The 21,366-nt window shown below is 66.6% G+C and carries 28 protein-coding genes; 23 read left to right on the top strand and 5 right to left on the bottom strand.

Going from position 1 to position 21,366, the window contains the following annotated elements; translation table 11 throughout:
* The first annotated feature begins 36 nt into the window (after positions 1-36).
* The 18 genes from V6U71_RS00140 (at position 37) to V6U71_RS00055 (ending at position 11,346) form a co-directional block, all read left to right on the top strand.
* Complete coding sequence (locus tag V6U71_RS00140; RefSeq protein ID WP_411340434.1) at positions 37-588, top strand: GFA family protein; 552 nt, start codon at positions 37-39, stop codon at positions 586-588.
* Between the two features lie 22 nt (positions 589-610).
* Positions 611-1,336, top strand: coding sequence for a DUF899 family protein (locus V6U71_RS00135; protein ID WP_411340433.1), 726 nt, complete (start codon positions 611-613; stop codon positions 1,334-1,336).
* Positions 1,333-2,142 carry a VOC family protein gene (locus V6U71_RS00130; protein WP_411340432.1) on the top strand — a complete coding sequence of 270 codons (810 nt, stop codon included), beginning with the start codon at positions 1,333-1,335 and terminating at the stop codon, positions 2,140-2,142. Before V6U71_RS00135 ends, V6U71_RS00130 begins: the two co-directional genes overlap by 4 nt.
* Positions 2,143-2,178: 36 nt before the next feature.
* Positions 2,179-2,886: a DUF899 family protein gene (locus V6U71_RS00125; protein ID WP_411340431.1), complete on the top strand. Its 708-nt coding sequence runs from the start codon at positions 2,179-2,181 to the stop codon at positions 2,884-2,886.
* 23 nt (positions 2,887-2,909) lie between these two features.
* On the top strand, positions 2,910-3,323 hold the full coding sequence (locus V6U71_RS00120; RefSeq protein ID WP_411340430.1) for a VOC family protein: 414 nt from the start codon (positions 2,910-2,912) through the stop codon (positions 3,321-3,323).
* The gene (locus tag V6U71_RS00115) at positions 3,320-3,820 is read left to right on the top strand and encodes a VOC family protein (RefSeq protein WP_411340429.1); all 501 of its coding nucleotides are present in this window, start codon (positions 3,320-3,322) and stop codon (positions 3,818-3,820) included. The genes V6U71_RS00120 and V6U71_RS00115 overlap by 4 nt, the downstream gene beginning before the upstream one ends.
* Positions 3,807-4,259: a hypothetical protein gene (locus V6U71_RS00110; RefSeq protein ID WP_411340428.1), complete on the top strand. Its 453-nt coding sequence runs from the start codon at positions 3,807-3,809 to the stop codon at positions 4,257-4,259. The genes V6U71_RS00115 and V6U71_RS00110 overlap by 14 nt, the downstream gene beginning before the upstream one ends.
* Positions 4,259-4,912, top strand: coding sequence for a glutathione S-transferase family protein (locus V6U71_RS00105; protein WP_411340427.1), 654 nt, complete (start codon positions 4,259-4,261; stop codon positions 4,910-4,912). The genes V6U71_RS00110 and V6U71_RS00105 overlap by 1 nt, the downstream gene beginning before the upstream one ends.
* Before the next feature lie 85 nt (positions 4,913-4,997).
* A complete protein-coding gene (locus tag V6U71_RS00100) occupies positions 4,998-5,783 on the top strand; it encodes an alpha/beta hydrolase (RefSeq protein WP_411340426.1) in 786 nt (261 codons plus the stop codon).
* A gap of 144 nt (positions 5,784-5,927) precedes the next feature.
* Positions 5,928-6,062: an entericidin A/B family lipoprotein gene (locus V6U71_RS00095; protein ID WP_145923598.1), complete on the top strand. Its 135-nt coding sequence runs from the start codon at positions 5,928-5,930 to the stop codon at positions 6,060-6,062.
* A gap of 174 nt (positions 6,063-6,236) precedes the next feature.
* Positions 6,237-6,548 carry a PGPGW domain-containing protein gene (locus V6U71_RS00090; RefSeq protein ID WP_234716034.1) on the top strand — a complete coding sequence of 104 codons (312 nt, stop codon included), beginning with the start codon at positions 6,237-6,239 and terminating at the stop codon, positions 6,546-6,548.
* Between the two features lie 101 nt (positions 6,549-6,649).
* A complete protein-coding gene (gene rpmH, locus V6U71_RS00085) occupies positions 6,650-6,784 on the top strand; it encodes a 50S ribosomal protein L34 (RefSeq protein WP_054586364.1) in 135 nt (44 codons plus the stop codon).
* Positions 6,785-6,873: 89 nt separating this feature from the next.
* On the top strand, positions 6,874-7,161 hold the full coding sequence (gene rnpA / locus V6U71_RS00080; RefSeq protein WP_411340425.1) for a ribonuclease P protein component: 288 nt from the start codon (positions 6,874-6,876) through the stop codon (positions 7,159-7,161).
* Positions 7,158-7,370: a membrane protein insertion efficiency factor YidD gene (yidD, locus tag V6U71_RS00075; RefSeq protein WP_054723837.1), complete on the top strand. Its 213-nt coding sequence runs from the start codon at positions 7,158-7,160 to the stop codon at positions 7,368-7,370. The genes rnpA and yidD overlap by 4 nt, the downstream gene beginning before the upstream one ends.
* 42 nt (positions 7,371-7,412) lie before the next feature.
* Positions 7,413-9,170: a membrane protein insertase YidC gene (gene yidC / locus V6U71_RS00070; protein ID WP_411340424.1), complete on the top strand. Its 1,758-nt coding sequence runs from the start codon at positions 7,413-7,415 to the stop codon at positions 9,168-9,170.
* Positions 9,167-9,820, top strand: a complete 654-nt coding sequence (yihA, locus tag V6U71_RS00065) for a ribosome biogenesis GTP-binding protein YihA/YsxC (RefSeq protein WP_411340423.1) — start codon at positions 9,167-9,169, stop codon at positions 9,818-9,820. The genes yidC and yihA overlap by 4 nt, the downstream gene beginning before the upstream one ends.
* A 127-nt stretch (positions 9,821-9,947) precedes the next feature.
* Positions 9,948-10,619: a glutathione S-transferase family protein gene (locus V6U71_RS00060; protein WP_411340422.1), complete on the top strand. Its 672-nt coding sequence runs from the start codon at positions 9,948-9,950 to the stop codon at positions 10,617-10,619.
* A 46-nt stretch (positions 10,620-10,665) separates the two neighbouring features.
* Entirely contained in the window at positions 10,666-11,346 is a 681-nt protein-coding gene (locus tag V6U71_RS00055; RefSeq protein ID WP_411340421.1) for a hypothetical protein, read from the top strand.
* Here the strand turns inward: V6U71_RS00055 and V6U71_RS00050 are convergent.
* Complete coding sequence (locus V6U71_RS00050) at positions 11,322-11,789, bottom strand: cupin domain-containing protein (RefSeq protein ID WP_411340420.1); 468 nt, start codon at positions 11,787-11,789, stop codon at positions 11,322-11,324. The genes V6U71_RS00055 and V6U71_RS00050 overlap by 25 nt on opposite strands.
* Before the next feature lie 108 nt (positions 11,790-11,897).
* Here V6U71_RS00050 and dapE point away from each other — a divergent pair, with 108 nt between their 5' ends.
* Positions 11,898-13,031 (top strand): succinyl-diaminopimelate desuccinylase, encoded by a 1,134-nt coding sequence (gene dapE / locus V6U71_RS00045; protein ID WP_411340419.1) that lies wholly within the window; start codon positions 11,898-11,900, stop codon positions 13,029-13,031.
* A 9-nt stretch (positions 13,032-13,040) separates the two neighbouring features.
* On the opposite strand, the gene V6U71_RS00040 is transcribed toward dapE, so the two are convergent.
* From V6U71_RS00040 to V6U71_RS00030, 3 genes are read right to left on the bottom strand one after another with little or no spacing between them, the layout of a single operon-like run.
* Positions 13,041-13,616, bottom strand: a complete 576-nt coding sequence (locus V6U71_RS00040; RefSeq protein WP_411340418.1) for a Smr/MutS family protein — start codon at positions 13,614-13,616, stop codon at positions 13,041-13,043.
* A 6-nt stretch (positions 13,617-13,622) separates the two neighbouring features.
* Positions 13,623-14,915 carry a murein transglycosylase A gene (locus V6U71_RS00035; RefSeq protein WP_411342391.1) on the bottom strand — a complete coding sequence of 431 codons (1,293 nt, stop codon included), beginning with the start codon at positions 14,913-14,915 and terminating at the stop codon, positions 13,623-13,625.
* Between the two features lie 58 nt (positions 14,916-14,973).
* The gene (locus tag V6U71_RS00030) at positions 14,974-15,612 is read right to left on the bottom strand and encodes a Tim44/TimA family putative adaptor protein (protein ID WP_411342390.1); all 639 of its coding nucleotides are present in this window, start codon (positions 15,610-15,612) and stop codon (positions 14,974-14,976) included.
* A gap of 296 nt (positions 15,613-15,908) precedes the next feature.
* Between V6U71_RS00030 and secB the strand changes: the two genes are divergently transcribed.
* From secB to V6U71_RS00010, 4 genes are all read left to right on the top strand, one after another.
* Positions 15,909-16,427: a protein-export chaperone SecB gene (secB, locus tag V6U71_RS00025; RefSeq protein WP_054586353.1), complete on the top strand. Its 519-nt coding sequence runs from the start codon at positions 15,909-15,911 to the stop codon at positions 16,425-16,427.
* A 27-nt stretch (positions 16,428-16,454) separates the two neighbouring features.
* On the top strand, positions 16,455-18,062 hold the full coding sequence (murJ, locus tag V6U71_RS00020) for a murein biosynthesis integral membrane protein MurJ (protein ID WP_411340417.1): 1,608 nt from the start codon (positions 16,455-16,457) through the stop codon (positions 18,060-18,062).
* 3 nt (positions 18,063-18,065) lie between these two features.
* Positions 18,066-19,082, top strand: a complete 1,017-nt coding sequence (gene trpS / locus V6U71_RS00015) for a tryptophan--tRNA ligase (RefSeq protein ID WP_411340416.1) — start codon at positions 18,066-18,068, stop codon at positions 19,080-19,082.
* Positions 19,083-19,209: 127 nt separating this feature from the next.
* On the top strand, positions 19,210-19,893 hold the full coding sequence (locus V6U71_RS00010) for a DUF4136 domain-containing protein (protein ID WP_167346260.1): 684 nt from the start codon (positions 19,210-19,212) through the stop codon (positions 19,891-19,893).
* Between the two features lie 111 nt (positions 19,894-20,004).
* Here the strand turns inward: V6U71_RS00010 and dnaA are convergent, their stop codons facing one another.
* On the bottom strand, positions 20,005-21,366 hold the full coding sequence (gene dnaA, locus V6U71_RS00005) for a chromosomal replication initiator protein DnaA (RefSeq protein ID WP_419964944.1): 1,362 nt from the start codon (positions 21,364-21,366) through the stop codon (positions 20,005-20,007).

Genomic DNA, 21,366 nt, shown 5'->3' with positions numbered 1-21,366 from the left:
CCCTCCCCTGAAGGGGAGGGGCTTAGGAGAGACCCGATGACCGGCGAACAAGACCAGGGAAAGCGCATCGCCGCATGCCAGTGCGGCACGGTGACGCTCGAACTCGTCGGCAAGCCGATCGTCGCGGCGACCTGTTACTGCCAGAGCTGCCAGCGGGCGGGCGCGGCGTTTGCGGCGCTTCCCGGTGCCTCTCCGGTGGTCGGCACCGACGGCGGCACCCCCTATGTGCTGATGCGCAAGGACCGGCTCGTCTGGCAATCGGGGTCACAGCAGTTGCAGGAGCATCGACTGACCCCCGATTCGCCGACGCGGCGTTTCGTGGCGCGATGCTGCAACGCGCCGGTCGCGCTCGAATTCACCAAGGGGCATTGGCTGAGCGTCTATTCGGCGCGGCTGCCCGAAGCCGAACGCCCGGCGGCCGAGATGCGGACGATCGTCGGCGACCGGCCTTCAGGCGCCCGCCTGCCGGACGATATCCCCAATTACCGGACCCCGTCGGGCAAATTCATGTGGCGGCTGCTGACCGCGTGGATCGCAATGGGGTTCCGCGCCCCGCCGATCGAAAGGACCGCAGGCTGGAGCGGGTAGCGGGGGCCGAAGGAGAGAGACGATGGATCATGTGACCTATCCCAACGAGAGCGCGGATTATCGCGCGGCGCGCAATGCGCTGCTCGATGCCGAGATCGCGCTCCGCCGCCAGATCGAAGCGGTCGCGGCGCAGCGCCGCGCGCTGCCGCCCGGCGGCGAGATCCCCGAGGATTATGTCTTCGAACGGATCGGCAAGTTCCAGCGCCCCGAAACGGTGCGGCTGTCCGAGCTGTTCGGCGACAAACAAAGCATCATCCTGCAAAGCTTCATGTTCGGGCCCGAGCGCGACGTCCCCTGTTCGGGCTGCACGCATATGCTCGATTCGATCGACGGCGGCGCGCGCTATGTCGACGACCGCACCCCGCTCTATGTCGTCGCCAAGTCGCCGATCGCGCGACTGGTCGAATGGGCGCGGGTGCGCGGCTGGAAACATCTGACCTTCCTGTCCGACGTCACCACGCGCTATTCGGCCGATTATTTCGGCGACACGCGCAAATTCCCGCCGTCGATGCGCGCCGACCGCAAGCTCGGGCCCGGCGAGGAATGGGACGAGACGATCTTCAACAGCTTCCGCAAGGACGGCGACACGATCCGGCATCACTGGGGCAGCGAGATGGCGTTCGCGCCCGAGGATCCCGGCCAGCACCACCGCGCGGGCGACCTCGTCGACGCTTTGTGGGGGCTGCTCGACATGACACCCGAAGGTCGCGGGGATTATTTTCCGACCGTCGAAGGAGGCAAGAAATGAGCCGGAACAAGGAAAATGGGGCAGCGAATTTCATCTGGTACGAACTGATGACGAGCGATCCCGCCGGTGCCGCGTCCTTTTATGGCGCGGTGGTCGGCTGGACCATCGCGGCGCAGGGCGAGGCAACCGCGGGCGGGGTCGATTATCGCATGATCGGGCGCAGCGACGGCGGCAATGCCGGCGGGGTGCTCGCGCTCAATGCCGACATGCTCGCGGGCGGCGCACGGCCGATCTGGCTCGGCTATCTGCATGTCGATGATGTCGATGCGGCGGTCGCGGCGATCGAGGCCGACGGCGGCAGCGTCCAGATGGGCGCGATGGACATTCCGGTCGGGCGCATCGCGATGGTCACCGACCCGCAGGGCGCGCCCTTCTATATCATGGACCCCGTCCCGCCGCCGGGCATGGAGGGGATGGAAAGCGACGTCTTCTCGGTGACGGAAGCGCAGCATATGCGCTGGAACGAGCTGGCGACGAGCGATCCCGACGCCGCCATCGCCTTTTACAAAAAGCATTTCGGCTGGGGGCAGCAGGGCGAGATGCCGATGGGCGACCATGGCGCCTATCGCTTCATCCAGCGCGGCGATGTCGGGCTGGGCGCGGTGATGCCCTTGCTGGAAGGGTATCCCGCCCCGATCTGGAGCTTCTACATCGGCGTCGACGATATCGACCGCGCGCATGCCGCGGTGACCGCGAACGGCGGCACCGTCACCAACGACCCGATGGAAATCCCCGGCGGCGAATATGCGATGAACGGCATCGATCCGCAGGGCGCCTCCTTCGGCCTCGTCGGCCCGCGCAAATAGGGCGAAAACTTCCGGGGGGCAGAAAGGAAAGCCGAGATGACCGACAACCCGAAACTCGTCCCCGCCGAAGAGCTGGTACGGCGTAGCACGCGCCGGCCGCTGCCGAACGAGAGCGCCGAATATCGCGCCGCGCGCGATGCGCTGCTGGTCGAGGAGATCGAGCTGCGCCGCCACCTCGCGCGCGTCGCGGCGCAGCGGCGCGCGCTGCCCCCCGGTGGCGCGGTGACGCACGACTATCGCTTCGTCGGCGCCGAGGGTGAGGTCGGCCTTGCCGAATTGTTCGGCGGCCACGACACGCTGTTCGTCTATGGCATGATGTACGGCCCCGAACGCAAGCAGGCGTGCCCGATGTGCACCGCGACGGTCGCGAACTGGGACCCCGAGGTGCCGCATCTCGAACGACGGATGGGTTTCGCGGTCGTCGCGCGCTCGCCCTATCCGCGCCTCGCCGCCTTCGCGCGCGAACAGGGCTGGGATCATCTGAAGCTCTATTCGGATCCGAGCGGCGATTTCTGGCAGGATTATATCGGCGAGACCCGCGACGACGACATGGCGGGGTACAGCGTCTTCACCCGGCGTGACAGGACGATCCGCCATTTCTGGAGCGTCGAGGGCGGCCCCGAAATCGCCGACCCGGGGCAGGACCCGCACGGCGCGCCCGACCCCAATACGCTGTGGAACCTGCTCGACCTGACCCCCGAGGGTCGCGGCACCGACTGGTACCCCAGCCTGAGCTATCCGTGACAGCGGAAGAAAGGAGAGAGACAATGGACAATCAGGGACCGACGACCGGCCTGACCCCGCATCTGGCGATCGCCGACAAACGCGGGACGCAAGCGATCGACTTTTATATCAAGGCGTTCGGCGCGACCGAGAATATGCGCATGCCCGCCGACGACGGGGTACGGCTGATGCATGCGCATCTGACCGTCAACGGCGCATCGCTGATGCTCCACGACGAATTCCCGGAATATGTCGATAACGAAAGCTCGCCCCCCAACGGCGTGACGCTGCACCTGCAGGTCGACGACGCCGATGCGTGGTTCGACCGCGCGGTCGCCGCCGGCGCGGCGGTGATCATGCCGCTCGACAATATGTTCTGGGGCGACCGCTATGGTCAGATCAAGGATCCGTTCGGCCACACATGGTCGATCGGCATGCCGATAAAAGGAGAGAAATGATGTCCGATAAAGCAACGCTGTGCCTGTGGTACGACAAGGACGCCGAGGAAGCGGCGACCTTCTATGCCGCGACCTTTCCCGACAGCAAGGTCGGCGCCGCCCACCGCGCGCCCGGCGACAACCCGAGCGGCAAGGAGGGCGACGTGCTGACCGTTGATTTCACCGTGCTCGGTTTCCCGTGCATCGGCCTCAACGGCGGCCCGGCCTTCCAGCATAACGAGGCCTTTTCCTTCCAGGTTCACACCGACACGCAGGAAGAAACCGACCGGCTGTGGAACGCCATCGTCGATAATGGCGGCGCCGAAAGCATGTGCGGCTGGTGCAAGGACAAATGGGGGGTCAACTGGCAGATCACCCCGCGCGTCCTGACCGACGTGATGACCAATCCCGACAAGGATGCCGCCAAGCGGGCGTTCGAGGCGATGATGTCGATGAAGAAAATCGACATCGCGGCGATCGAGGCCGCGATCCGGGGCGAAGCCGTTGGCGCGGCGTAGCCCGGCGCTCTTCGCCTGGCTGCTCTGCGGCACGCTCGACATCGTCTATGCGGCGGTGTCGAGCGTGGTGCAGGGCGGCACCGTCTCCTCGATGCTACACGCCGTCGCCAGCGGCCCGTTCGGCGACGGCGCGCGGGGCTGGGGCATCGGCGGCGACATTGCAGGGCTCGCGACACATTATGCGATCATGGGCGCGATGGTCGCGGTGTGGTTCTTCGTCGCGCGGCGCTGGAGCGCCCTCACCGCCTGGCCGTGGTGGCTGACCGGCACCCTTTATGGTCTGCTCCTCTATTATATCATGAACGGGATCGTGCTGCCGCTGCGCTTCGGCTCGCCCTTCCCGCCCGTCGACATGGTCAAGGGCGCGGTCGCGCTCTTCCCTCATATCTTCTTCGTCGGCTGGCCGTGCGCCTGGCTGACCCGCAAGGACGCCCGCTGATGCTGAGCTTCTATGGCCACCCCTTTTCCTCCTACACCTGGAAGGCGCTGATCGCGCTGTACGAGAAGGGGATCGATTTCGACTATCGCTCGGTCGACCCCGCCTTTCCCGACCATATGCCCGAGCTGCGGGCGCATTGGCCAGTCGGCCAGTTCCCGCTGATCGTCCATGACGGGACGCCATATTTCGAATCGTCGATCATCATCGAATATCTCGACCATCTGGTCCCCGAACCGCGGCTGATCCCGGCAGAGTTCGACGCGGCGCTCAAGGTGCGGCTGTTCGACCGCGTCTTCGACAATCATGTGATGGGCCGGATGCAGGCGGTGGTCGCCGATGCGATCCGCGGCCCCGACAATCATGTGCCGATGATCGTCGACCAGTCGAAGGCGGCGCTCGAGACCGTCTATGGCTGGCTCGACAAGGAACTGGCGGGCGGCGGCTGGGCGACGCCCTATGGCTTCAGCCTTGCCGATTGTGCCGCGGGGCCGTCGCTCTTTTACGCCGACTGGGTGCACCCGATCCCCGAAGCCTTTGAGAATCTGCGCGCCTATCGCGTGCGCCTGCTCGCGCATCCGTCGATCGCGCGCTGCGTCGAGGAGGCGCGGCCGTACCGCGCCTATTTCCCGCTCGGCGCGCCCGACCGCGATTGAAGCTCACCGTCCCATAATGCGGTTAACGCGCCGCTGACATTGCCGCTTTGCCATTTGGTAGCGCCGCGCGCGCGAAGGCGGCAGCATGGTTTCGCCGAGCGCCATTGTCCGTACGCTGATCGCCGCGCTGTTCGCGGCGGTGATCGCGTTCGCGCCGGTGCATGCGCAGCAGGCATTCACCGTCACGACGACCACGGTGACGTGGACCTATGATGACGCCGATGACGGCAACGTCATCGACGAGGACGAAGCGCTGCTCGACGACGAGGCGCTGGCGAGCGACGCCGGCGTCGAAGCCTTTGGGGGCGCGACCCGCCGCTACGCCCCCAGCGCCGCGCTCGCGACGCTCGGCCACGCCAAGGCGCATTTCGGCCCCTTTGCGGTGATCGACGGTTCGACCGTTCGCATGGCGGGCGATGTCGACGGCGCGACGCCGCGCCAGTTCGCGGCGATGCTCGCCGCCTTCCCGACGATCCGGCGGATCGAGATGGTCGATTGCCCCGGCAGCCTCGACGAGGAAGCCAATCTGATCCTCGCGCGTGCGATCCGCCGCGCCGGGCTCGAAACCGTCGTCCCCGCGGGCGGATCGGTGCGGTCGGGCGCGGTTGAGCTGTGGCTTGCCGGCGCGAAACGCAGCGCCGCCCCCGACGCCGAATTCGGCGTCCATAGCTGGGCCGACGAATATGGCCGCGAGGCAAAGGATTATCCGGCGAACGACCCCGTCCATGCCGAGTATCTGGGGCTTTACCGCGAAATGGGCATGGCCCCCGAGAAAGCCCGCCAATTCTATGCGCTGACCAACAGCACCCCGTTCGACGACGTCCGTTACCTGACGCGCGACGATATGGCGCGCTTCGTGACGCTCGACTGAATAGCGTCGCCACGCCCCATCATCTCCCCAGCGGTCATTTCGAACGCTTCGCCTAGCGTGACGCCGGTGCAACGGAACAATCGTTGCGAACAGCCGTTCCGCCGAGATGGAGGATCGCTCGATCCTCATCGTCGGAGAGAGATGATGAAGAAGCTTCTGACAATTTTCGCAATTGGCAGCTCGATGCTGCTTCTGTCGGCCTGCAACACCGTTGAAGGTGCTGGTAAGGACGTCGAATCGGCCGGCGACTGCGTGGATGGCGTTAAAGGAAACTGCTAGGGTCGGGGTCGTGCGCGGCGTTGACGGATCGGCGTGAACCGGCGTTGACGGTTCACAGCGATTGCCTGAAGGCTGTCATCGAAGCAGAACGACTCTCGCCCTTAAGAGTGACCGGCGTTGTGCGCCGACTGCTTTAGCCTTGTAACACGCCGTTCGCTCCCCACATCGTCCGCTATGGCGAAACGAAGCCTCTATCAGCGGATGCGGTCGAATGCGCAGGTGCGTTCGGGGCTCTTCTGCCTCGGCGTCCTGCTGATGATCGTCGCGGTGATCATCGGGCCGTTGCCGGGCCCCGGTTTCCTGATCGTCTTTCCGGTCGGGCTGATGCTGTGCCTGCAGAACAGCGCTTGGGCGAAGCGCGTCTATGTCCGCTTCAAATGGCGCCATCCGCGCTACGGCGACTGGGCCGACCGGGTGATGCGCCGGGTCAGCGCGGCGCGGCGGCGTGCCCGCGCGCGCCTCGAAAGCGTCATGGATGACGATTGACTTTGCGCCGACTCTCGCTTATCCGCGCCTCCATCGGTGGCCGCCCACGTTTGGCGGCCCTTTTCTGTTAGAGCCTTTAAAGAGAATTTGGGGATACCGCGATGAAGCGCACCTATCAACCGAGCCGCCTCGTGCGCAAGCGCCGTCACGGTTTCCGCGCCCGCAAGGCGACTGTCGGCGGCCGCAAGGTTCTCGCCAACCGCCGCGCGCAGGGCCGCAAGAAGCTGTCGGCCTGATCGCTGACGCTTCTGCGCCAGTTCCGCTGGTGCGAACGCTTTCAAAACGTAGCGAATTTCTGGCCGCGAACCGCGGCCTTCGCTTTCCTATGCCCGGCTTTGTCCTGCTCGTCCGCCCGCGCGGCGACGGCGATGACGTGCGGGGCATCGGCTACACCGTCAGCAAGAAGGTCGGCAACGCCGTCACCCGCAACCGGATGAAGCGCCGGCTGCGCGCGCTCTGCCGTGCCGCGCTGCCCGAATCGGGCATCGCCGGCGCCGATCATGTGCTGATCGGCCGGCCGGGCGGCAACGACATCCTGTTTGCCGAGCTGGGCGAGCAGCTCGATTCGGCGCTGGCGCGCGCCGCGAACAAGCTGGCGACAAAGGCGCTATGATCGCGAAGCTGCTCATCCTGATCGCGCGCGGCTGGCAGCTTGGCCCGTCGCGCATCCTGCCGCCAACGTGCCGTTATGCGCCATCGTGCAGCGAATATGCGATCGTCGCGCTGAAACGCCATGGTGCGATCAAGGGTGGCTGGATGGCGACAAAGCGGCTATTGCGCTGCCATCCATGGGGCGGGCACGGTTACGACCCGGTGCCGTAATATAATCTATCCCGACATCGAGACGAAGAGAGACCAACGAGCGTGGACGACAAACGTAACCTGATCGCGGCAATCCTGTTGTCGGTAGCCATCCTCCTGGGCTGGAACTTCGTCGCCGAGAAATTCTTCCCGACGCCCGCCAAGCCCGACGTGACGAAGACCGTCGCGGGCACCGGCGGCGCGCCCGCCACTACCCCGGCGGCGCAGGGCCAGCCGTCGGCGCTGCCGACCCCGGGCGCCCCTGCCGCTGCGTCGGCGCCCGCCGCGATCCGCCCGATCGAAACGGTGCTCCGCGAAGGACAGCGTATCCCGATCGAGACCCCGGCGCTGTCGGGCTCGATCAACCTCGTCGGCGCGCGCATCGACGACATCACGCTCACCAAATATCGCCAGACGATCCAGAAGGATTCGCCGCCGGTCCGCCTGTTCGCACCCGGCGGCACCGCGGCCGCCTATTTCGCCAGCATCGGCTGGTCGGCGCAGGGCGTGCAGGTTCCCGGCCCGAACACCGTCTGGACTGCGACGGGCAGCAAGCTGACCCCGACGACGCCGGTGACGCTGAGCTGGGCCAATGGCGCCGGCCAGACCTTCCGCATCGAATATAGCATCGACGCCAATTACCTGATCACCGCGAAGCAGACGATCGCCAACACGGGAACCGCGCCGATCAGCGCCAGCAGCTTCGCGCTGATCGACCGCCTCGGCAAGCCGACCGACCCGCATGAAAAGGACAGCTGGACGATCCACATCGGCCCGACCGGCTACCTTGGCGGCAAGTCCGTGTTCGACGTCGATTATGACGATGTCGAAGAAGCACCGAATCGCGCGGTCCGCTATAATTCGGCGGGCTGGCTGGGCTTCACCGATAAATATTGGCTCGCCGCGATCGTCCCGGCGAAGGGCGAGCGTGTCACCGCCGCGATCAGTTCTCCGGCGGCGAATAATTACCAGACCTTGTTCGCGCGCGATTTCCGTCAGGTCGCCCCGGGCACGCAGGTCACGACGACCAGCCGCATTTTCGCCGGCGCGAAGGAAGTCAGCATCCTGTCGAAATATCAGGACGACCAGGGCATCACCCGCCTGTCGAACGCGATCGACTGGGGCTGGTTCGAATTTTTCGAGGTGCCGATCTTCAAGCTGCTCGACTGGCTGTTCCGCCAGGTCGGCAACTTCGGTGTCGCGATCATGATCCTGACGCTGATCATCCGTACCCTGATGTTCCCGATCGCGCAGCGCCAGTTCGGCTCGATGGCGCAGATGCGCCTCGTCCAGCCGAAGATGAAGGCGCTGCAGGAGCGGTACAAGGACGACAAGCCGAAGATGCAGCAGGAGCTGATGAAGCTCTACAAGGACGAGAAGATCAACCCGCTCGCCGGCTGTCTGCCGATCGTGCTGCAGATTCCGATCTTCTATGCGCTGTACAAGGTGCTGATGCTGACGATCGAAATGCGCCACCAGCCGTTCATCCTGTGGATCAAGGATCTGTCGGCGCCCGATCCGCTGCATATCCTGAACCTGTTCGGCCTGTTGCCGTTCACGCCGCCGTCGCTGCTCAGCATCGGCATTCTCGCGCTGATCCTCGGTATCACCATGTGGTTGCAGTTCCGCCTGAACCCGCAGTCGACCGATCCGGTGCAGCAACAGGTATTCAAGATCATGCCGTGGATGTTCATGTTCATCATGGCGCCGTTCGCGGCGGGCCTCTTGCTCTACTGGATCACCAACAACTGCCTGTCGATCGCGCAGCAGCAGTGGATGTACCGCAAGTTCCCCGAGCTGAAGACAGCGATAGCGAAGTGAGCGATATCGAACCCGGTGACGATCCCGAGCTGGCCGAGCGCGCACGCAAGCTGTTTTCGGGGCCGATTGCGTTCCTGAAATCGGCGCCGGCGCTGGAGCACCTGCCCGCGCCCGGGGTGCCCGAGATCGCCTTTGCCGGCCGCTCGAACGTCGGCAAATCGTCGCTGCTCAACGCGCTGACGAACCGGAACGGGCTCGCGCGCACCTCGGTGACGCCGGGGCGGACGCAGGAGCTCAACTATTTCGACGTCGGATCGCCTTTGGTGTTCCGCCTCGTCGACATGCCGGGCTACGGCTTTGCCAAGGCGCCGAAGGATGTCGTCAAAAAGTGGCGCTTCCTCGTCAACGACTATCTGCGCGGTCGCGCGGTGCTGAAACGCACCCTTGTGCTGATCGACAGCCGCCACGGCATCAAGGACGTCGACCGCGAGATATTCGAGATGCTCGACGTCGCGGCGGTCAGTTACCGGCTCGTGCTCACCAAGACCGACAAGGTGAAGGCGACCGACCTTGCCGCGGTGCAGGCCGCGACCGAGGCGGAGGCCCGCAAGCATCCGGCGGCGCATCCGCAGGTGATCGCGACGAGCAGCGAAAAAGGCATGGGGATCGCCGAGCTGCGCACCGCGGTGCTGGAAGCGGTCGAGTCATAATTTCTCGCCGCTCCTTCTCCCCTCCCGCTTGCGGGAGGGGTCGGGGGAGGGCATGTCAGGGAAACTCGGGCCGGAACAGGCCCTCCCCTAGCCCCTCCCGCAAGCGGGAGGGGGACTTGGAGCCCCTATGAAACTCTTCCTCGGCAACAAGGCCTATTCGAGCTGGAGCCTGCGCGGCTGGCTCGCCGCGAAGCACAGCGGGTTGCCGTTCGAGGAAGTCACCGTCCCGCTCTATGACGAGGAATGGTCGAACCGCCGCGAGGGCGACGAGTTCGCGCCGTCGGGCGGCAAGGTCCCGATCCTGTGGGGCGGCGAGGATATCGTCGTCTGGGACAGCCTCGCGATCATCGATTATCTCAACGAAAAGACCGGCGGCACGCGCGGATACTGGCCCGAAGAGATGGCGGCGCGCGCGATGGCGCGGTCGATGGCGGCCGAAATGCATTCGTCCTTCGCCGCGCTGCGCCGCAACCACAGCATGAACATCCGCCGCATCTATCCGGCGGCCGAACTGCTGCCCGAGGTGCAGGCCGACGTCATCCGCATCCTGCAGATCTGGGCCGAAGCGCGCGCGCGCTTCGGCGGCGAAGGCGATTTCCTGTTCGGCGACTGGTCGGCGGCCGACATCATGTTCGCGCCGGTGGTCACCCGCTTCGTCACTTACTCGATCCCGCTGCCGCGCTTTGCCCTGCCCTATTGCCAGGCGGTGATCAGCCATCCGCACATGCAGGAATGGATCGGCGGCGCGCAGGCCGAGGATTGGGTGATCGAACAGTTCGAAGGACCGGTGGGCGACTGAACGCGCCGTTCAGCGCAGGATCATTCGCGCCTGCTATCGGCGGCACATGCACAAACCGACGATCCTGTCGCTGGCCGCCGCGGCCCTGCTCCTCCCCGCCGCGAGTTCCGCCGCCGCTCCGGGTGCGGCCGAATGGGAGATCGGGCCGATCATCCGCGGCCGCAACTATTCGCAGGCCATGCCGCTTCGCCCGCAGCCGACGCGTACCGGCTGGCGATTCGACTTTCCCGTCGGCGACAGCCCCGCGGCGGGCCATGTCCATTATGTCACCTACCGCCCCGCGCCGATCGCGCCCGGATCGCGAATCATCGTCCGCTATCGCGTCGATGCACGCGCCGGCACGCGCTTCGTCCCGCAGGAAAGGCCCGACCTTCCCGCAACCGTCTCGCTCTATTTCCAGCGGCGCGGCGACAACTGGACCGCCAGGGGCCGGTACGAACGGTTCCGCTGGTACGCCCCCGCCGCGACGGTCCGCCAGATCGCGCCGGGCGAGCATGAAATGATCGTGCGGCTGAACGATCCGAACTGGATTTCGGTCAACAGCCGGTCGGCGAAATCGGACCCGGGGGCAATCGAGGCCGCGCTGGCCGATATCGACCGGATCGGCCTCGTCTTCGGTTCCTCGGCAGCGCGCGGCCACGGCGTCTATGCCACCGCCCCCGCGCGCTTCACCTTGCTGAGCTTCCGGATCGAGCCCGCCGATCAGGGAAGCCGTGACGTCGGGTAGGGCGTGCCGTCCTTGTGGAAATAGCCGTCGGACGTGAACAGCATGTCGATGTCCGAATAGCCGCCGCCGGTGTCATGTTTCTTGCCGCCGCCCAGCGCGACGAAAATGCAGTCGGCGTCCGATTCGTTGATCAGGTGATGTCCGTTGGTGCTGCCTTTCGGCCACACCGCGATATCGCCGGGGCGCATCCGCCAGCGGCCCTCGTCCTCGACCAGCACCGCCTCCCCCGCGATCATCACGAGCATTTCGTCCTCGCCGTTATGCCAGTGGCGCTGCGACGACCAGGCACCGGGTTTGAGTACCACATGACTGGCCGCGAAATCGTCGAGCCCCGTGACGGGAGCGAGGCGGCGGTACCAGCGGCCCTGGACCCGGTCGCTGTAGGGCGCCGGATAGCCGGTCGCATTGGTCTGCGGGATCGCATCGAGATCGAGCTTGGGCATGGCAGTCCTCGCGATTTTGTTCCTTCTTTGTTTCGCACAATCGCGCGACGATGCAAAGCCTCGACTTACGCCGGGTGCAGGGCGTAAGGGAGCGGCATGACCCGTAGCATGACCAAAGGCATCGACCCCGTCCAACTGGCGAAAGCCCTGATCGCCGCGCCCAGCGTCACTCCCGCCACCGGCGCGGTGTTCGACGTGATCGTGGCGGCGCTGATCCCGCTCGGCTTCACCGTCGAGCGCTTCATCGACGGGATCGAACCCGACGGGCCGGTCGAAAACCTGCTCGCCGTGCGCGCAGGCAAGGGGCCGAAGCATTTCGGCTTTGCCGGGCATCTCGACGTCGTGCCGCCGGGCGTCGGCTGGACCGGCGATGCCTTTGCCCCCGAGGTGCGCGGCGACCTGCTCTACGGCCGCGGCGCGGTCGACATGAAGGGGTCGATCGCCGCCTTCGTGGCCGCCGCCGCCGCGACGCCGGTCGAGGCAGGCACGATCAGCGTGATCATCACCGGCGACGAGGAAGGCCCGGCGATCTTCGGCACCCGGGCGCTGATGGAGCATATGGAGGGGCGCGGGGTGCGCCCCGACATGATCGTCGTCGGCGAACCGACGTCGGTCAACCGGCTTGGCGACATGGTGAAGATCGGGCGGCGCGGGTCGGTCAACATCTGGATCGACGTTCCGGGGACGCAGGGGCATGTCGCCTATCCGCACCTCGCCGACAATCCGATCCCCAAGCTGGTCAGGATCGCCGCGGCGATCGATGCGGTCGTGCTCGACGAGGGTAACGACTGGTTCCAGCCGTCGAACATCGAATTCACCGATATCGAGGTCGGCAACGGCGCGACCAACGTCATTCCGGCATCGGCGCGGGCGCGGCTGTCGATCCGCTTCAACGACCAGCACCGGGGCGCCGATCTGGTCGCGATGATCGAACGCATCGCGCATGCGGTCGAACCGAATGCGAAGGTCCTCGGCAAGATTTCGGGCGAGGCTTTCCTGACCCCGCCGGGCGACCTGTCGGCGCTGGTCGCCGAGGCGATCCATGCCGAAACCGATATACAACCCGAATTTTCAACGACAGGCGGCACATCGGACGCGCGCTTCCTGCACGCGCTGTGCCCGGTGGTCGAATTCGGGCTGACCAATGCGACGATGCACAAGCTCGACGAGGCGGTCGCCGTCGATGACCTCCACACGCTGACCGCCATCTATCGCGGCATATTGATGCGCGCTTTTCTTTAGTCCTCGCGCCTAATCTTCCCTGGCGCGCCGCAGGATCACATAGACCGCCCCCGCGCCGCCGTGGCTGATGTGCGCGGGGCGCAGCGCGACGATCGCGTCGGCATGGGGTGAATAGGCGAGCCAGTCGGGCAGCGAGGCGCGGATTGCGCCGCGCGGACGCGGATCGCCGTGCATCGTCGGCAGGCGGTCGGCGCCGGGGCGGAGGCGGCCCGCGACGACGAGCAGCACGCGCGCGCCGCGCAGCAGCGCGCGACCGATCGCGTCGTCAAGCAGCGCCTGCGCCGACGCGAGCGTGTGCCCGTGCAGGTCGATGCTCATGTCGGGGCGGACGAGCCCCTTGCGCAGCCGCCGGTCCCAATGGCCGTCGAGCGTTGCGGTCTGATGCGTACGGCGCGGCGGCGGCAGCTTCGGTGCCGGACGCGGCGCGGCGGCGGGAGCGACCGGGGTGCGAGGCGAGACCTTGGGCGGGCGCACGGTCGGCGGCGATGCGGGATCGAGCACCGGCGCGCGCTTGCGCAGCGGTTCGACGGTCGCGGCGACCTTTTTCCAGAGCGCATTTTCTTCGGGAGCGAGCCGCCGGCCCATGGCGCGTCAGCGCGCGGGGATCAGCCGCGCGATGCTGGCGCGCGGCAACAGCAGCAGCGCCGAACCGCGCCCCGACATGCCGCCGGCGATCGCGCGCGCTTCGTCGCCCGCGCCCCAGAAGCTGTCGAAGCGGTTGGCGCCCTTGATCGCGCCGCCGGTATCCTGCGCGATCCACAGCCCATTGGGCTCGGCGCGGTCGAGCGACAGGAAGAGCGGGGCGCCGAGCGGCACATATTTGGGATCGGCGGCGACGCTCGCGCGGCCGGTCACCGGAACCCCGAGCGCCCCGAGCGGTCCCGGCCCGGTGATCTCGCGGAAGAAGACCCAGCTCGGATTCTCGTTCATCACCGCCGCGCCGCGCACCGGATCGGCGCGCAGATAGGCGAGGATGCCCTGCATCGACGCCTGCCCGCTCTGCAGTTCGCCGCGGTCGAGCAGCAGCTTGCCGATCCCGACATAGTCGCGGCCGTTCTGGCTGTCGTAACCGATGCGCATCACGCCGCCGTCGGGGAGGCGCAGGCGGCCCGAACCCTGCACCTGCAGGAAGAAAAATTCGGCGGCGTCGGCCGCCCAGGCGATCTCGAGCCCGCGCCCTTCGAGCGCGCCGCGTTCGATCGTCGTGCGGTCGTAATAGGGGACGAAATTCGTCCCCTCGACGCGGCCGCGAATCTTCTTGCCCTTGAGGTCGGCCGAAAACTGGCCGAGGTCGACGTCGACCAGATCGTTCGGACGGCGATAGATCGGCACGTCGTATCCCGCACGCTTCGTCCGCGATCCGGCGATTTCGGGCTCGTAGTAGCCGGTGACAAAGGCGGTTCCCGCCCCGACCTGCACGGTGCCGAAATAGCGTGCGAAAAAGGCGCTCGCGTCGTCGTCGGCCCAGCTCTTCGCCGCGTTGCAGCTTTCGGCCCAGTCGGCATTTTGCGTCAGCCCGCTGGCGTCGGCGCGGCGCTGCACCGACGGACAGCTCAGCCGGAAGGCGGCGAGCGCGGCCTTCGCCTGCGCCGCCGACACACCGAGCTTGTCGAACGCCGGCCCGGCAATGACGCCGCTTGCCGCCGCGGTCGTCGCACCGGCGGGGACCGGCGCCGCGGGCAGCGCGGGATTGGGAGTCGCCGGGATCGGCTTCGCCGCGGCGACGCCGCTTTCGGATGGCCGCGGCTGATAGGGACGGGCGGGGCCGGTCGGCGCCGGAGTCGGCGCAGGCTTGCCGGTCACAGGCGGCGGATTGGCGGCAACCGGGCCTGCCCCGGCATCGGGAACGATCGAGGCGCAGCCAGCGAGCAGCGGCAGCGCCAGGAAGGATGCGAATCCGAAAGCGCGCGCGCGTCGCGCCGTCACCGCCGCGGGCACCGGCTCAGGCTGCTTCGGCTTCGTCGAGCAGCCAGTTGGGATCGCTGCTGCCGATGGTGCGGCGGAAGGTCCACAGATCGTCGGTCGGAGCCGCATCGCTCATCGACCCGGCGATCATCCGGCCGTCGGCATCGCGGGTGACGGCGCTGATGTCGGCGCGGTAGCGCACCGTGATCCGCGCCTCGCTGCGGTGCAGGTCGACGGCGGTGATCTTGGCCGAATCGATCCCGATCAGGCGATTGTCGAGCTTTTCGCCGCGCGCCTCGCGCGCCGCAATCGCTTCGGCGAACGCTTCATAGCTGTCGTCGTCGCACAGGTCGCGCAGCGTGTCGCGGTCGCCGCGCCAATAGGCCTCGAGGATCATGCGATAGGCCGATTCGGCGCCTTCCATAAAGCGGCCGGCATCGAAATGGCGGTCGGCGGCGAGCAACGCGCGCAGCCCGGTTTCGGCCGCCGGTTCATAGACGAGTCCCGAGGTATCGGCCGCGCCGCCCTGCGTCGCCGCTGGCGTATCGCTGTCGTCGAGGCGGACCGGAGCGGGCGCCGCACGGTCGTCGCGGCGCGGCAGCACGGGTTCCTGTTCATGCCCCGTGCGCTTGCCGAGCACCGAATAGAGCCGCATGCCGAGGAAGGCGGCAATCATGGCGAGCAAGACGATCGAAAAAGCAGTCACGGGCAAATGTCCAATGCGGCGATAGAATAATCGGGCTCAACATAGGCGATGCGCGCCAATGTTTCAAATCTCCATGACTTGGCGCACGCGACAGGTCAACGTCTGGCGCGCCCGACGGTTGCCGGCGAGCGCCCGGACTGCCCCGGACGGACGCCCATTGTGCTGGTCGCGCGGCGCTGCTAAGCGCCGCCGCAACTTTCCGGCGGCGCGGCCATCCGGCCGACGGCGCCGATCCTTCCTTCGATTTCCAGACGAAAGACTTGACCATGGCCGAAGAGACCAGCAGCGACCTCAACAATCCCGCCCTGCAGCCCAACGGCGAGGATACGAGCCCGGCGATCGGCCTGATTTCGCAATATGTGAAGGATATGTCGTTCGAAAACCCGAACGCTCCCGCCGTCTATCAGTGGCAGTCGGCGCCACAGCTCGACGTCCAGTTCAACATCAGCGCCGAAGGCGTCGGCGACAACCTCTATGAAGTCGCGCTGAAGGTCGATGTGACGTCGAAGGGCGACGAGGGCACGGCGTTCGTCGTCGACCTCAAATATGCCGGCCTGTTCGGCGTCCGCAACGTCCCCGACGATCAGCTGCAGCCCTTCTTCCTCGCCGAAGCGCCGCGCATCCTGTTTCCCTTCGCGCGCCGCGTGATCGCCGATGCGGTCCGCGACGGCGGTTTCCCGCCGCTGCTGCTCGAACCGATCGATTTCCACGGCCTGTTCATGCAGCAGGTGCAGGCGCAGGGCGAAGGTCAGGCCGACATCCCGGCGCCGGTCGGCGAAGCCTAAAGCGATCCTGCGGGGCGGGCGCGCGGCTTGACCAGCCTGGTCAAAAGCGTCGGGACGATCGGCGGGCTGACCCTGGTCAGCCGCATCTTCGGCTTTGCGCGCGACATGCTGCTCGCCCGCGTGCTGGGCGCCGGGCTGGCCGCCGACGCCTTCCAGCTCGCCTTCACGCTGCCCAACACCTTTCGCCGCCTGTTCGCCGAGGGCGCCTTTTCGGTCGCCTTCGTGCCGATGTACAGCCGCGCACTCCACAAGGCGGAGAGCGAGGGCGGCGGCGAGGAAGCCGCGGCGAAATTCGCCGATGACGTGCTGTCGGTGTTCCTCTGGGTATTGCTCGCCTTTTCGGGACTGATGATGATCGCGATGCCGGGCATCGTGTGGATCCTCGCGCGCGATTTTCAGGAGGTACCGGGCAAGTTCGACCTCGCGGTGTTCCTGAGCCGCCTGACCTTTCCCTATCTGGCGCTGGTCAGCCTCGTCGCGATGCTGTCTGGCCTGCTCAACGCGCGGTCGCGCTTCGCGCCGGGCGCCTTTGCGCCGGTGCTGCTCAACATCGTGCTGATCGGCGGCATATTGACCGGCGCGTGGCTGCGCGGGCCGGGCCATGACGACCGCATCGTCGCGATCGCGCTCGCCGTGTCGGTCAGCTTGGCCGGGGTGGCGCAGCTTGCCTATCTGATCTGGTCGGTGCGCCGCGCCGGGCTCCGCCTCCACTGGCGCCTGCCGCGCTTCACGCCCGAGGTGAAGAAGCTCGGCCTGCTGATCCTGCCCGCGACTTTCGGCGCCGGCATCTATCAGATCAGCCAGTTCGTCGACACCTTCTTCGCGACCAGCCTGCCGCAGGGGTCGCTGACCCTGCTCAAGCTCGCCGACCGGCTGAACCAGATGCCGCTCGGCATCGTCGGCATCGCGCTCGGCACCGCGATCCTGCCGATGCTGTCGCGCCACATCCATTCGGGCGACGCCGCCGAGGCGCAGCGGCTGCAGGGCAATGCGTTCGAGATGGCGACGCTGCTGACCCTGCCCGCCGCCGCAGCGCTCGCGATCTGCGCCCCCGCCTTCACCGCCGCCTTCTTCGTCGGCGGCAAGTTTACCGCCGCCGACGGCGCGATCATGGCCAATATCGTCGTCGCGCTCGTCGCGGGGCTGCCCGCCTATGTCATCGTCAAGATCCTGAACCCCGGCTTTTTCGCGCGCGAGGATATGCGCACCCCGGTGTGGACCGCGCTCGTGTCGCTGATCATCAACATCGCAATCAACCTTTATGTCGTCGAGCGTTACGGCATCGTCGGGCTCGCTGGCGCCACGGCCGTTTCGGCGAGCATCAACTGCCTGTTGCTCTACGCCATGCTCCACCGCCGCGGCTGGTTCCATTTCACCACGAAGCTCGCGGGCAAGATTGCGCGCCAGATCGTCGCCGTGGCAGCCATGTCGGCGCTGCTGTGGTGGATGATGCCGAGGCTCGCGCCTTATTATGGCGCCGAGGTGTTCGACCGCATCTGGTCGCTCGCGGCGCTCGTCGCCGCAGGCGGCGCGGCCTTTTTCGCCGCCGCCTTCCTCGTCGGCGCGCTTGACAAGGATCTCCTCGCCATGCTCACGCGGCGGCGCGCGAAAGTATCGGCGCCAGAACAGGAGTAGACCATGCGGATCGTATCGGGCATCCAGCCCACCGGAAATTTGCACCTCGGCAATTATCTGGGCGCGATCCGCAACTGGGTACGCATGCAGGACGAGGTCGCCGAAGGCGGCGGCGACTGCCTCTTCTTCCTCGCCGACCTCCATGCGCTGTCGATGCCGCATGTCCCCGCCGACCTGACGGCGAACACGCGCGCGATGACTGCGGCGCTCGTCGCCTGCGGGATCGATCCCGACCGTTCGACGCTGTTCAACCAGGCGCGCGTGCCGGCGCATGCCGAACTGCAATGGCTGCTCAACGGCACCGCGCGGCTCGGCTGGCTCAACCGGATGACCCAGTTCAAGGACAAGTCGGGGAAGAATCGCGAAAGCGCCTCGGCGGCGCTTTATACCTACCCCGTGCTGCAGGCGGCCGACGTGCTGCTCTATCAGGCGACGCACGTCCCGGTCGGCGAAGACCAGAAGCAGCATCTCGAACTGGCGCGCGACATCGCGCAGAAGTTCAACAATGATTATGCGAGCCCCGAGGCGCCGATCTTCACCCTGCCCGAACCGATCATCCCGCCGGGCGCGGCGCGGATCATGAGCCTGCGCGACGGATCGGCGAAGATGTCGAAGTCGGACCCGTCGGACATGAGCCGGATCAACCTGACCGACGATGCCGACACGATGATGCAGAAGGTGCGCAAAGCGAAGACCGACCCCGAACCGCTGCCGTCCGAAGCGGCGGGGCTGGAGGAGCGGCCCGAGGCGAAGAATCTCGTCGGCATCTATGCGACCTTCGCCGATGTTTCGGTCGATGCGGTGCTCGGCGATTTTGCCGGCAAGGGCTTCGGCGCGTTCAAACCCGCGCTCGGCGAATTGCTGGTCGAAAAGCTGGCGCCGATCAACGCGCGCTTCGTCGCGCTCAAGGACGATCATGCGACGCTCGACGCGATATTGGAAAAGGGCGCCGGCAAGGCGCGCGCCCTTGCAAAACCGACGCTCGACGCCACTTATGGCATACTCGGCCTATGTCGCTGAAATGACAGCGGCGACGGAGAACCGGTCGGGAACGGAGTTGCGACGAAACGGGTTCAACCAAGGTTAAGTCGCATCGGCGTAGTCATGCTATATGAGTGCGATACATATGCGCATCGAATCACGGAGCATGAAGATGAGCAAGATGAACCTCCGGCGGCTGGGCCTTGCCGCCATGACGGGCGCGGCACTGGCGCTGGCCGGGTGCGCAACGCCGTTCAAAGCCGATGTGGCCCGTTTCCAGACGCAGCTTCCCGCCCCGCAGGGCCAGAGCTTCGCGATCGAATCGAGCGACCCCGCGTTGCAGGGCGGGATTGAATTCAATCAATATGCGAGCATCGTCGCCGGCGAACTGACGCGTTACGGCTATCGCCCGGCCGCGTCGGGGGAACGGCCCGATATGCTGGTGCGGATGGACTATGGTGTCGACAAGGGCCGCGAGCGGGTGGTGTCGAGCCCCGGCTTCGGCGGCCCCTGGGGCGGCTATTACGGCGGCGGCTTCTATCGCCCGGTGATCGTCCGCGGTCCGCGCGGCCGCCGCTATGTCTATGGCTGGAGCGACCCGTTCATGTGGGGCCCCGGCTGGGGCTATAACGACGTCAGCAGCTACACCGTCTATACCAGCGGCATGCAGCTTCAGATCAACCGCGCATCCGACGGCTACCGCCTGTTCGAGGGCCGCGCCGAAGCGCAGTCGCGCGACAACAATCTGCAGCAGATCGTCCCGAACCTGATCGAGGCGATGTTCACCAACTTCCCGGGCAATTCGGGCGAACGGGTGCGGATCACGGTGGCGCCGCCCGAAAAGGGTTGAGCCACGACCAAATAGCGGAAAAGCCCGCCCTCCGACAGGAAGGCGGGCTTTTTCATGCCCGGCGCGGAAGCGTGGACAAGTCCGGGGATAAGTCCGGCAGAAGCCTGTGGATCAACTGTTGAGGGCGCGCCGGATTGCCGCGATCTCGGCGTCGAGTTCGCTGTCGCTGACGCGCAGCGCCTCGACCGTGCGCACCGCGTGGATCACGGTCGAATGGTCGCGGCCGCCGAAGCGCCGCCCGATTTCGGGATAGGAGCGCGGGGTCAGTTCCTTGGCGAGATACATCGCGACCTGACGCGGGCGCGCGATCGCGCGGACGCGGCGCTTCGACGCCATCTCGCTCTTGTCGAGCCGGTAATGCGCGCACACCGCGCGCTGGATTTCGTCGATCGTGATCCGCGGCCGCGCGCTGCGGACATTCTCCGCCAACCGGTCCTCGGCGAGCGCGAGGTCGAGCCGCGCGCCGGTGAGCGCCGCATAGGCAAGCAGCTTGTTGAGCGCGCCTTCGAGCTCGCGGATGTTGCGGGTAAAATGCTTGACCAGATAGGCGACGACGTCATCGGGCACCTCGACCATCGGCATCGCCGCGAGCCGCTGGCGGATGATCCGTTCGCGCAGGTCATCCTCGGGCGCCTCGATATCGGCGACCAGTCCGCCGGCCAGCCGCGACAGCAGCCGTGCCTCGACCCCGTCGAGCATCGTCGGCGGACGGTCGGCGGTGACGACGAGGCGCTTGCCCGCAGTCATCAGGTCGTCGATCGTGTGGAGCAATTCCTCCTGCGTCGAATTCTTGCCGATCACGAACTGGAGATCGTCGAGCAGCAGCAGGTCGGCGGCGCGCAGCCGCGCCTTGAACGCCATCATGTCGCCGCCGCGCATCGCGCCGACGAATTCGAGCATGAATTTTTCCGCCGACATCAGGATGATGTTCGCGGTCGGATGGATCAGCGCATAGGCCTGCGCGATCGCGTGGAGCAAATGCGTCTTGCCCTGCCCGGTGCCCGAGCAAAGGTAGAGCGGGTTGAATTGCGGCGCCTCGGCCATCGCCATGCGGCGCGCAGCATTGGCGGCGAGGATGTTCGAGCGCGCGACGACGAAGCGGTCGAACGACAGGCGCGGATCGAAGTTCAGCAGCGCCGGATTCGCCGCCGGAACCTGCGGCGCTTCGAAAGCGGGCAGCGGCGGCTGGGCGAGGATCGCGGCGCGGTCGGCCGCGGCGGCCCCGCCGCGCACTGCGACGCTGCGTACTGCGGGCAGATGCTGCCGCCACGCGAGTTCGAGCCGGTCGCCGAAGCGTTCGTTGATCCAGTTCGCCGAAAAGCGGCTCGCCGTCTCAAGCGTCACCACCCCCGACAGGCTGCAGAAATCGGCGAAGCGCACCGGCTTCAGCCAATGGTCGAAGGTGCGCGCGCCGAGGTCGCGGCGCAGCCCTTCGGCGACGCGCGGCCAGAGCGTTGCGGCATCGCCGCTCAT

This window comes from Sphingopyxis sp. J-6 (assembly GCF_046603995.1).
Classification (GTDB): Bacteria; Pseudomonadota; Alphaproteobacteria; order Sphingomonadales; family Sphingomonadaceae; genus Sphingopyxis.
This window is presented reverse-complemented; position numbering and strand designations above follow the sequence as displayed.